The sequence below is a fragment of the Mesorhizobium sp. B1-1-6 genome (assembly GCF_006443035.1).
Taxonomy (GTDB): Bacteria; Pseudomonadota; Alphaproteobacteria; order Rhizobiales; family Rhizobiaceae; genus Mesorhizobium.
This window is the reverse complement of record NZ_VFWR01000010.1, coordinates 256,957-264,051: the sequence shown is the minus strand read 5'-3', so window position 1 is coordinate 264,051 and position 7,095 is coordinate 256,957. Positions and strand designations below refer to the sequence as shown.

Genomic DNA, 7,095 nt, shown 5'->3' with positions numbered 1-7,095 from the left:
GGGCAGTGGCCACGCTAGCGGGCAGGGCGGTGGCGGTGCCGGTCGGCGATCAAATAGCGACCTTGACGACGACATCCCATTTTTTATGGAGTGGCGCTGATGACCGAGGTTTGGAAGCCGTCGGTCGACGGGCTTGAGGTCAGCAGCTTCGGCCGCATCCGCGTCTTGGCTTATCAGAGGGAGATGCCTTACGGCGGTGTCCGCACCTATGGCGGGCATGCTTGGCTTGGCAACATAGCCCGCGATGTCAGTAGGCCGCGCCGCGTGATCCGCTTCCGTGGCAAGACTCACAAGGTTCATCGCCTCGTTTGCGAGGCGTTCCACGGTCCCGCGCCGTTCGACAACGCCGACGTCCTGCACCGCAACGGCGACACGCTCGACAACGTTGAGACCAATCTCCGTTGGGCGACGCGCGCCGAGATCCTTGCACAAGTTCCGCTGGGTATCGCAGCATGAGCGACGATCATATCCAGGCTATTCGCACGCACGTCGAGAAGCACGCCGGCAAGGAGCGAGCGACGTTCTCAGTCGCCGGCATCACAGCTCTGCTTGCCGCGCTACCCGCCGCCAAGGGAGACACGGCACTCGCAGCGCTCACCGATATTTTGCGATGCGATGACGAGGCCCGGCAGGCAACCATGGCCGGTGCCACGTTGAATGGATACGGCCTAACAGACATGTTCGACTACGCACCGAACAAGGCGAGCCGATCCGCCGATTTAGACCAATGCCTCGCACGCGCACGCCTCGTCATCGCATCCCTATCCCCGCCACCCGCTCCAGGGGAGGTCAGGACGGCGTTCTTCGCAGGCTTCAGCGCCGGTGAAGCAGCGGGCAAGTTCGGAGACGACACCGATAGCGAAGCTTGGGACCGCTTTGCCCTTTCCACCCCCACGGCGCCAGAACTGGGAGCGGTGCACCGCATCGAACACGACGGCTTCGAAGGCACGGCGCAGGGCAGCTATGTCACGCGCGAGGGCAAGCATGGCGTCGTTTTGCAGCAGGTCGGCACGAAAGTCGTCCACGTCTATGGGGAACGCTGGCTGAAGCCGGCGGCGGCCTCAGAGGAGGGTGGCTGTGGCTGATCTCCCCATCCTGTTTTCCGCCCCGATGGTCCGCGCGCTGCTCGCCGGCACCAAGACGCAGACGCGGCGGGTCGCTACCGAGACAACTCTGCCGCACCTCCGTCGTGTCGACGATTTCCATTTGTCTACCGGCGCCGGTCTGTTGACGATGAACCATTATTTCCGCATTCCGTATGCCGTCGGCGACCGCCTTTATGTCCGCGAGGCATGGAAAACCCATGCGGCGTACGACGACGTTTCGCCCGCGGCTATGGGCGGCGATGAAGCCATTTTATACGTGGCGGACGGTGTCCATCAGACCTGCGGGTATCCAGCCATCACCAAGCTCGGCCGCTTCCGCCAGGGCATGCACATGCCGCGCTGGGCTTCGCGGCTGACGCTGACCGTCACCGATGTTCGGGTGCAGCGCTTGCAGGACATCAGCGAAGCCGACGCGGTCGCCGAGGGTGTCCAGTCCGTTGATGGGCTGTTTCATATCGCCAACGACCATCATGCCGCCAGCCCGATCACAAGTTATTGCGGGCTATGGGACAGCTTAAATCACGATCGCGGCTTCGGATGGGACACCAACCCGTGGGTTGTGGCCGTCACCTTCAGCGTTGAATGCCGCAATATCGATCAGGTGGCACCATGATCGAAGCCGTCCTCACCCGCCTCCGCGCTGGCGACAGCATGCACATGCAGTTCGTCGCCATCGCCGATCGGCTGAAGACTGCCGGCGAGATCATGGAGTTCGGCGACAGCCTCTTCGGCCTGATCGGCAATTCGCAGTCGTGGGGAGGTGAGCGTGTCTGACCGGACCCCATGCCTCAACCCGCGCTGTGGGCGCACATTCAAAGCTGAAGATGGCGTGGGAACTGTCGTCTGCGGAAAGTGCTGGAAGCTGCTCCCGATGTCGCTCCGCCATCGCGACAGGCAGCTCCGTCGTCGATCGAAGTTGATCACCCGCATGGCTGCCAAGGGCAACGATTTCCGCCGGCGCGGTAGGAAGCACGATTCTCCAGATCGAGGTGCCCCACAGGCGTTCACCATGGGCACCAAATTTGACCGGCTATGGAACCGCCATTGGGATCGCGTCCGCGCGTTCTTCTTGACGCCGGACAAGCCGGCCGGGCTGGAAACCTTCCTCGAGGAGATCGGGCTATGACGCCAACGCTCGTCCACCGCTACACATGGCCGGTCCGCGAAGCGATCGAGCACCTGCTCGGTGGCGCCGCCGGCGATTGTGATGCTTGGCGCATCCGGATCGAGGGCGATGAAGTCGTCATCGATGTTGTCGGGCCGGCGGAGGTCAGTTTCCGCGTTGGCGAGTACGAATACACGGTCGACGGCCGAGCGCAGAGCACATCCGAAGCGGAGGAAAAAATCAACACGGCAACGGCGGCGCCCGTCGATCCGCCACGCAAGGGCGGTCCGCTTGCCCGCCAGGCCGGGATCATCTGCGGTGAGAAGGGGTTCTGGACGTTCTTGGCGAAGAAATATGGAATGACCATCGCGTCGGTTGACGATGCCGCGAAATGCCTGAAGGCGCTGTGCAGCGTCGAGAGCCGGATCGATTTCGACTACGATGAAGGTAAGGCCGCCAGCTTCCGCGAGATCGACAAGACCTACCGGCTTTGGCTGGAGGGCTACGACTGATGCCATATCATCCAGAAACATGGGGACCATCGCCATGCCGCTCTTGACGCCTGAGGAGGCATGCGCGGAACTGGGCATAGGCGAAGACACCTTGCGCGCGATGCGCAAGGCTGGCGAGATCCCGTACATCAACGTCGGGCAGGGAAAAAAGCGCGAAACTCCACGGTACGAGCTCGACGACCTCAATGCCTGGAAGGCGCGGAGAAAGAAGGTCGCAGAATGTCCGTCTATCGAAGGCCCGACGCCAAGGATGGCGCGTTCTCGTACGATTTCCAGCTCGGCGGTCGCCGATTTTCTGGAAGCACTGAACGCAAAACGGAGCGGGAAGCCAAACAGATAGAGAAGATTAAGCGCGAGGAGGCCCGCGCTGTCATCAAGGCTGAGGCCGCCCTGTTTGCGCCAGACCTCACCCTTCTCAACGCCACGGCAAGATATTGGCAGGAAGTCGGTCAGCACCACGAAAACGCGTCAAACACGCTCTGGTCGATGGGCTGGCTGAAGGATCACTTCGGCGAATTGACCCTCCTCCAGGAGATCGGCGACAGCAAGGTTGCCGCTATGGTGGCGAAGCGTCGCGGCGAGTTCGTGCCGTCACAACGATTACCTGGCCGCAAGTACAAGACGCCGGAGGTGCGACGGCGGGTCAGCAACGCCACGGTGAACCGGACGGTGACGCAGCCGCTGCGCGAGATCATTCTGCGCGCCGGCGCCCTCTGGGGCGCCAGGACGGCGACGATCGACTGGTCCGAACATCTGTTGCCGGAGCCCAAGGAGCGAGTTCGCGAAGCCAGCACTGGCGAGGAGGCCGCAATCATGGCCGAGCTCGGCCGCGGCTACGATGTCGCCGTCGAATTTGCCTTCATCAACGGCTGCCGGCGGATGGAGATCCTCGGCCTCGAGTGGTCTCGGGTCGATTTCTTCGGCCGCCAGTTCACCGTGATCGGCAAGGGCAACAAGAGCCGGGTCGTGCCTATGACGAAGCGGACATTCGAGATCCTCTGGGCCCAGCAGAACTTCCACGCCGAGAAGGTGTTCACCTATGTTGCCGCCCGGACGGTCAAGATGGGCAATCGCGGCCTCATCAAAGGCAACCGATACCCGCTCACTGAGGCCGGCCTGAAGATCGCGATGCGCCGGGCGGTGCCGAAGGCGGGCGTCAAGAACTTCCACTTCCACGATACCCGCCACACCGCGGCGACGCGCGTGCTGCGCAACAGCAATCTGAAGGTGGTGCAGCAGCTGCTCGGCCACGAAGACATCAAAACCACGACGAAATACGCGCATGCGATGGTTGAAGATGTCCTCAACGCCCTAGAAGCCGCCGGCGCAAAAGGTCCCACGGAAAGTCCCACGAAAACGAGAGAGACGACGGTCAAGGGCTTGAAAGATTTGGGGAAAGCCGGCTGAGAGCATTTTTCCCCCAGTCAAGTGCGCTACCGGGCTGCGCTACACTCCGGACCGGTCGCGATGTATCGTGATAACCCCGCTCGGGTCAACCGAAATTCGGCGCTTGTCGCGCTGGTGTGAATGCGATGGCTGTTGAGCCCGGCATCGCCAGCCGTAATTGCCGCTGATGACGGTGTTCCAGCGCGATCGCGCCCCAGACCAATCCGAGCAGCAGATAGACGTGGCGCCAATGGTCGATGTCGATGAAGGTGCCGAGCCCGACATTGCCGATGAAGGCGACATAGGCGCACAGGAGATAGGGCTGCCATGGCCGGTCGCGCAGCAGGATACGGAATCCGGCACATATCGTCCAGAGGACAAGCGTCAGGAACGATACGAAGCCGAGCCAGCCATAATCCATCAGCATCTTCAGCCAGATGTCGTGGGTGTCCTCGCCGAAGATGGTGCCGAACACCAGAGGCCCGATGCCGAACGGGTGCTCCATCGCCATTTGGAAGCCGATCGCATAGCGGGCGAAGCGGCCGAGGCGGGCGGTGTCGTAGCTCTGTTCGAGATGGGCACGGTTGGAGAACATTTCCGCCACGCCCGGCAGCTGCAGGATGACGATCATGGCGATCGTCAGCAGCGACAATGCCGCGATGGTCATCACCACCACGCGCAGCCGGAACATGCCGCTGTTGCTCTGCAGGAACAGGCAGCCGGTAAGCAGAACGGCAGAGACGGCAAACATGCCCCAGGCGCCGCGCGAGAAGGAGAAGAAGATGCCTGATGTGATGATGAGCAGCGGCACCGCCAGCAGCGGCATGCGCGAGACCGGCCCGGTCAGCAGCAGATAGAGCAGATAGATGCCGGGCAGAACTAGGAACGGCCCGAACACGTTCGGGTCCTGGAAGGCGCCTGCGGCGCGGTCGTATTTGGTGAACATCTCCGCGCCCGGGAAGGCATGGAAATACCCTGCTATGCCGAGCAGCGAAGTCATCACCGCGGATACGACATAGGCAATGAAGATCAGCCGGTAGAGGCTCGGCTGCGTGGCGGTGACCGATGCGAAGAAGACCGCGCTGAAGGCGAGAAACAGCGACACTGCAAGGTAGAGCGGCGTGTTGGCGAGGTCTGACATCTGCGTCATGGCGATCATGCCGCCGATATTCATCGTCACCAGAAGCACCAGCAGCGGCGCGGCCGCGTGCGAAATCCTCAAACCGAAAAGCGCCCAGATGGCGATCAGGCCGGCCATGTAGATCTCGTAAGGAGCCGGCTCGCTGATGACGAAGCCGGAAAGCAGGATGCCGAGCCCGACCGCGCCCGAGGAAATCAGCGCGATCAGCTTCGCATTGACCGCCGCGCGCGGCAGGTCATGGGTGACCGCGCTCAATAGGCGTTTTCCGTGTTGAGCAGCCGAATCGGCGTCAGGAACAGGATCCGCAGGTCGAACAGCATCGACCAGTTCTCGATATAATAGAGGTCGTATTCCGTCCGCATGCGGATCTTCTCGTTGGTGTCCATCTCGCCGCGCCAGCCATTGATCTGCGCCCAGCCGGTAACGCCGGGCTTGACCTTGTGGCGCGCGAAATAGCCGTCGACCACTTCGTTGTAGAGCAGGTTGTGCGACTGCGCGGCAATCGCGTGCGGCCGCGGGCCGACCAGCGACAGCGAACCCAGCAGCGAATTGAAGAACTGCGGCAGCTCGTCGATCGAGGTCTTGCGGATGAAGCGGCCGACGCGGGTAACGCGCGGGTCGTTCTTGGTGACCGTCTGTCTGGCGGTCGGGTCCGACCGGTCGGCATACATCGAGCGGAATTTGTAGACTTCGATCACCTCATTGTTGAAACCATGCCGCTTCTGGCGAAACAGCACCGGTCCCTTGCTGTCGAGCTTGATGGCGATAGCGGTCGCCAGCATCACCGGTGAGAACACGACGATGCCGATCAGGCTGAAAACGATGTCGAAGGCGCGCTTGGCCACCGAATCCCAGTCGTTGATCGGCTTGTCGAAGATGTCGAGCATCGGCACCGAGCCGATGTAGGAATAGGCGCGTGGACGAAACTGCAGCGCGTTCGAATGCGCCGACAGCCGGATGTCGACCGGCAGCACCCACAGTTTCTTCAGCAATTGCAGCACGCGCGATTCGGCGGTCAGCGGCAGCGACACGATCAGCATGTCGATGCGGGCGATGCGGGCGAATTCGATCAGCTCCGAGATTGTGCCGAGCTTGGGATAGCCGGCGACGATAGGCGGCGAGCGTTTGTCGCTGCGATCGTCGAAAATGCCGCAAATGCGGATGTCGTTGTAGGGCTGCCTCTCGACCGAGCGGATCAGGACCTCCGCTGCCTTGCCGCCGCCGACGATGACGGCGCGCCGCTCCATGTGGCCGTCGCGCGCCCAGCGCCGGATCAGCTTCGACATCACCAGCCGCAGGCCGAAGATGAGAATGAAACCGACGGCGAACCAGGTGCCGAACAGCAATCGTGAATAGTTTTCAGATATCTTCATCACGAATGCCGTCAGCGCCATGAGGGCGAACGTGCCGGCCCAGACCAGCAGCAAACGTCCAAAATTGGCGATCGGCCGCATGAGCGAGACGATCTGGTAGCAATCGGTGACGTCGAGCAGCACCACTGCAAGGAACGACGCGGCGGCGATCGTCAGCGGATATTGCCAGGCGAAATAGTTGAAGAAGCCGACAAAGTAGAAATAGACGCCGAGGCCGGAAAGGAACAGCACTGCGAACTCGACCATCCGCAGGACGCCGCTGACCATGATCGGCGACATCGTATCGCGCCGGTATTGCGAGGCGACCTGACGGGCGACATCATTCATGCCGCCCGGCATGCCGCCATCGGTCGGGGTGTCGAGTTTGCGCACAGCCTCTGCCGAAAAGCGGTGCACGGGATCGATCTCGTTCATGGGATTTCCGCAAGCTTCCCCCAGGCAATAGCAAAAGAGAGCTAAGAAACCCTTGAAA

Annotated in this window: 9 protein-coding genes; 7 read left to right on the top strand and 2 right to left on the bottom strand. The window is 61.9% G+C overall.

From position 1 onward, the window contains the following. Nucleotides 1–99: 99 nt before the first annotated feature. The 7 genes from FJ979_RS21350 (at nt 100) to FJ979_RS21320 (ending at nt 4,130) form a co-directional block, all read left to right on the top strand. On the top strand, nt 100–456 hold the full coding sequence (locus tag FJ979_RS21350) for an HNH endonuclease signature motif containing protein (protein ID WP_140583484.1): 357 nt from the start codon (nt 100–102) through the stop codon (nt 454–456). Further along, complete coding sequence (locus FJ979_RS21345; RefSeq protein ID WP_140583481.1) at nt 453–1,085, top strand: hypothetical protein; 633 nt, start codon at nt 453–455, stop codon at nt 1,083–1,085. The genes FJ979_RS21350 and FJ979_RS21345 overlap by 4 nt, the downstream gene beginning before the upstream one ends. Beyond that, nucleotides 1,078–1,719 (top strand): hypothetical protein, encoded by a 642-nt coding sequence (locus FJ979_RS21340; protein ID WP_210239646.1) that lies wholly within the window; start codon nt 1,078–1,080, stop codon nt 1,717–1,719. The genes FJ979_RS21345 and FJ979_RS21340 overlap by 8 nt, the downstream gene beginning before the upstream one ends. Next, the gene (locus FJ979_RS32625; RefSeq protein WP_181175163.1) at nt 1,716–1,880 is read left to right on the top strand and encodes a hypothetical protein; all 165 of its coding nucleotides are present in this window, start codon (nt 1,716–1,718) and stop codon (nt 1,878–1,880) included. Before FJ979_RS21340 ends, FJ979_RS32625 begins: the two co-directional genes overlap by 4 nt. A gap of 154 nt (nt 1,881–2,034) precedes the next feature. Continuing rightward, nucleotides 2,035–2,232 (top strand): hypothetical protein, encoded by a 198-nt coding sequence (locus FJ979_RS21335; RefSeq protein ID WP_140583478.1) that lies wholly within the window; start codon nt 2,035–2,037, stop codon nt 2,230–2,232. Further along, nucleotides 2,229–2,723 carry a hypothetical protein gene (locus FJ979_RS21330; protein ID WP_140583476.1) on the top strand — a complete coding sequence of 165 codons (495 nt, stop codon included), beginning with the start codon at nt 2,229–2,231 and terminating at the stop codon, nt 2,721–2,723. The genes FJ979_RS21335 and FJ979_RS21330 overlap by 4 nt, the downstream gene beginning before the upstream one ends. Before the next feature lie 219 nt (nt 2,724–2,942). Then, nucleotides 2,943–4,130, top strand: a complete 1,188-nt coding sequence (locus tag FJ979_RS21320; protein ID WP_140583469.1) for a site-specific integrase — start codon at nt 2,943–2,945, stop codon at nt 4,128–4,130. An 85-nt stretch (nt 4,131–4,215) separates the two neighbouring features. Here the strand turns inward: FJ979_RS21320 and FJ979_RS21315 are convergent, their stop codons facing one another. Both FJ979_RS21315 and FJ979_RS21310 read right to left on the bottom strand, forming a co-directional pair. Then, on the bottom strand, nt 4,216–5,505 hold the full coding sequence (locus FJ979_RS21315) for an O-antigen ligase family protein (RefSeq protein WP_140583467.1): 1,290 nt from the start codon (nt 5,503–5,505) through the stop codon (nt 4,216–4,218). After that, nucleotides 5,502–7,037, bottom strand: a complete 1,536-nt coding sequence (locus FJ979_RS21310) for an undecaprenyl-phosphate glucose phosphotransferase (RefSeq protein ID WP_140493986.1) — start codon at nt 7,035–7,037, stop codon at nt 5,502–5,504. The genes FJ979_RS21315 and FJ979_RS21310 overlap by 4 nt, the downstream gene beginning before the upstream one ends. Nucleotides 7,038–7,095: the final 58 nt, after the last annotated feature.

Coding starts and splice junctions, on each gene's coding strand:
- FJ979_RS32625 (WP_181175163.1), top strand. CDS start 1,716: ATGATCGAAGCCGTCCTCACCCGCCTCCGCGCTGGCGACAGCATGCAC.
- FJ979_RS21310 (WP_140493986.1), bottom strand. CDS start 7,037: ATGAACGAGATCGATCCCGTGCACCGCTTTTCGGCAGAGGCTGTGCGC.
- FJ979_RS21335 (WP_140583478.1), top strand. CDS start 2,035: ATGGCTGCCAAGGGCAACGATTTCCGCCGGCGCGGTAGGAAGCACGAT.
- FJ979_RS21330 (WP_140583476.1), top strand. CDS start 2,229: ATGACGCCAACGCTCGTCCACCGCTACACATGGCCGGTCCGCGAAGCG.
- FJ979_RS21345 (WP_140583481.1), top strand. CDS start 453: ATGAGCGACGATCATATCCAGGCTATTCGCACGCACGTCGAGAAGCAC.
- FJ979_RS21350 (WP_140583484.1), top strand. CDS start 100: ATGACCGAGGTTTGGAAGCCGTCGGTCGACGGGCTTGAGGTCAGCAGC.
- FJ979_RS21320 (WP_140583469.1), top strand. CDS start 2,943: ATGTCCGTCTATCGAAGGCCCGACGCCAAGGATGGCGCGTTCTCGTAC.